We start from the raw sequence: 2,436 nt of genomic DNA, 5'->3' as shown, positions 1-2,436 counted from the left end.
ATACCATGCAGAACTATTATGAGACAATACTAAACTATTTTGTTAACAGGGAAACAAATGCATTTGCAGAATCATTCAATGCAAAAATTAAAGCGTTCAGAGCACAGTTTAGGGGAGTCGGAGATATACCATTCTTTATTTTTAGATTATGTAAACTAACAGTGTAGATTTAACATACCCACAGGGTTTTCGGACTGACCCCGAGATTCCAGCCTCGCTCCCATGACAAGGATCCGCTCACACATGAAAAAAGAGACCCCTTACCCGAAGAGGTCTCTTATAAGATCTTACTAATCATAGTCAAGAGACTTTGGTATGCAAAATCTTTCCGTAAATTTTAACTGTCAAGGTTCTTTTCTCATAGTTAAAGTTTCAACAACTCAAAGATCCACATTATTTCCTGAGTACACAAGACTTTTTTAAACTATTTTGATTATTATGTCATAAAACATACTTTTACTGCTATTTTGATGCGGTTGCCCTGCACTATCGGCACTCGGGATATAAAATAATAGTATGGCAGTAAGTTTTTTTATTAGGAAAAAGAGCAGCCTTTGTGCTATATTTACAAGGATCCGCAGCAAGAAATACGGGATAGACATAAAGGTAGCAACCCGTTTGTATATTGACGCTTCCGCATGGGAGAAAGGGTATCGTGATATAGAGTTATTAAAAAGATTCTGTATAAGGGAGAAAGCCACATTTGACAAGCTGGACAAGATAGAACGAACGTTGAATCTATATATTTAGAAAATGGGACGATCGACAACGATATAGCCTTCGAGCGGATCAACGAAACTGTGTATGCCGAGGAAATAGCGGAAGAGACGGAAAATGAATGGATAAGAGTAGAGGAAGAAAAGCCGCACGAATTATTGATCTTAACGCCTACATACAAAAATATATAGATGAAATGCGAAGCGGGACAAGGAAAAACAACAAGGGAATGTTATATTCACCGGGTACGATAAAGAACAAGGTCTCGTTCCAAAGCGAGTTCAATAAGTTCCAAGAAAATACTGGCCATAGATATAACTATGATGATATAACCATGGATTTCTACAATGATTTCATAGATTTCTTCAATGATAAGGAGTATAGCTCAAATACCACTGGGAAACATATCAAGAGCCTAAAGGAGATCATGGCGGCGGCATTTGCAGAAGGATTACGCAAAAATACGCAAAGCTCCCTGAGATCATTCAATATACTATCGACCGAGGCTGGCATGGTTTACTTAACCAGACAAGAGATCACGGCGATCGAGAATCTGAATCTATCGGGAGAGGAGCACAAGGTACTATTATTGTGCAGGGATATTTTTCTTGTCGGGGTTTACACGGCACAACGCTTTTTATTCGCAATGTCTGAAATATGCCTATCTTTACGGTGCGACATTTCATATACAAGCACTACAAGCGAGTAGGACAATAGATAGTAGAAAGCATTTGCAGTTCTATCATAATCCGTTATATATATGGAGTGTCGCAACTTTGGATTATATAGGGCTGCTTTTTTGTTTAATTCGTCTAACAGTGACATTTCAGATGAAACAATCAATCCAAGTCACCGGTACCCAAGGACAACCGTATCAAAATAGCAGTAAAAGTATGTTTTATGACATAATAATCAAAATAGTTTAAAAAAGTCTTGTGTACTCAGGAAATAATGTGGATCTTTGAGTTGTTGAAACTTTAACTATGAGAAAAGAACCTTGACAGTTAAAATTTACGGAAAGATTTTGCATACCAAAGTCTCTTGACTATGATTAGTAAGATCTTATAAGAGACCTCTTCGGGTAAGGGGTCTCTTTTTTCATGTGTGAGCGGATCCTTGTCATGGAAACGACCTTAGATATGGGCCGACAGGAGTAATTCCAACAGATAATCCTGCGAAAGCGAGGCATGAAAACATCTTTTCCTGATACTCCGCTTGTCGTTGTCACCTTTGATTATTTGCATGGCCAGTTTCCGAATAGCCGACAGGTCTTGGGCAGCATACTTCTTTCTGGCCCGGCAGGTGGCCTCTTTGGACGTAACGTCAAGGTTCCAGTGCGACTGTTTTTCGATGAACCAGTGGCTGCGCCCTAACATGTTGAAGTAAGCGGCTTTGGGAAAGTCCTCATCACTGATATAATGCCGTGTCGCAGTCGTTGTACGTTCCCCGTAATCAACCGTTGAGGTTATCTCCACAATCATTTTCAGGCCGGGTCGCCGTCTCCTTGTCCCCGATGGCTGAAACATCAAAGGAGAGCTCGCTCATATTGACATAATCCTCACCTCCGCAAATATAAGTCAGCAGGCCGGAAAGCGCATAGGAACATCGGCCTGTCACTCCGTGGTCGGGTATTGTCATAAAGATTTCTTAAATATAATTCCTGTCATTAGTGTCCCATAAAAAATAGGGACTAGTTAAACATTAAATAAATTTGGCCCA

At 39.9% G+C, this 2,436-nt stretch carries 5 protein-coding genes; 3 read left to right on the top strand and 2 right to left on the bottom strand.

Features of this window, described 5'->3' with window-relative positions; all coding sequences use genetic code 11:
• The 3 genes from E5342_RS18875 to E5342_RS18865 all read left to right on the top strand — a co-directional run.
• On the top strand, positions 1-167 hold a 167-nt coding region (locus E5342_RS18875), incomplete at its 5' end, for a transposase (protein ID WP_135960070.1).
• A gap of 349 nt (positions 168-516) precedes the next feature.
• The gene (locus tag E5342_RS18870; RefSeq protein WP_135960069.1) at positions 517-750 is read left to right on the top strand and encodes a hypothetical protein; all 234 of its coding nucleotides are present in this window, start codon (positions 517-519) and stop codon (positions 748-750) included.
• 88 nt (positions 751-838) lie between these two features.
• Complete coding sequence (locus tag E5342_RS18865) at positions 839-1,426, top strand: phage integrase SAM-like domain-containing protein (RefSeq protein ID WP_121737544.1); 588 nt, start codon at positions 839-841, stop codon at positions 1,424-1,426.
• Positions 1,427-1,850: 424 nt separating this feature from the next.
• Here the strand turns inward: E5342_RS18865 and E5342_RS18860 are convergent, their stop codons facing one another.
• Together E5342_RS18860 and E5342_RS18855 are read right to left on the bottom strand one after the other, a co-directional pair.
• Positions 1,851-2,192 (bottom strand): hypothetical protein, encoded by a 342-nt coding sequence (locus E5342_RS18860; RefSeq protein ID WP_160217563.1) that lies wholly within the window; start codon positions 2,190-2,192, stop codon positions 1,851-1,853.
• Positions 2,170-2,355, bottom strand: a complete 186-nt coding sequence (locus tag E5342_RS18855) for a hypothetical protein (protein ID WP_135960068.1) — start codon at positions 2,353-2,355, stop codon at positions 2,170-2,172. Before E5342_RS18855 ends, E5342_RS18860 begins: the two co-directional genes overlap by 23 nt.
• Between the last annotated feature and the right edge of the window lie 81 nt (positions 2,356-2,436).

The sequence above is a fragment of the Parabacteroides distasonis genome, from assembly GCF_004793765.1.
GTDB classification, from domain to species: domain Bacteria; phylum Bacteroidota; class Bacteroidia; order Bacteroidales; family Tannerellaceae; genus Parabacteroides; species Parabacteroides distasonis_A.
This window is presented reverse-complemented; position numbering and strand designations above follow the sequence as displayed.

Coding starts and splice junctions, on each gene's coding strand:
- E5342_RS18855 (WP_135960068.1), bottom strand. CDS start 2,355: ATGACAATACCCGACCACGGAGTGACAGGCCGATGTTCCTATGCGCTT.
- E5342_RS18865 (WP_121737544.1), top strand. CDS start 839: ATGGATAAGAGTAGAGGAAGAAAAGCCGCACGAATTATTGATCTTAAC.
- E5342_RS18870 (WP_135960069.1), top strand. CDS start 517: ATGGCAGTAAGTTTTTTTATTAGGAAAAAGAGCAGCCTTTGTGCTATA.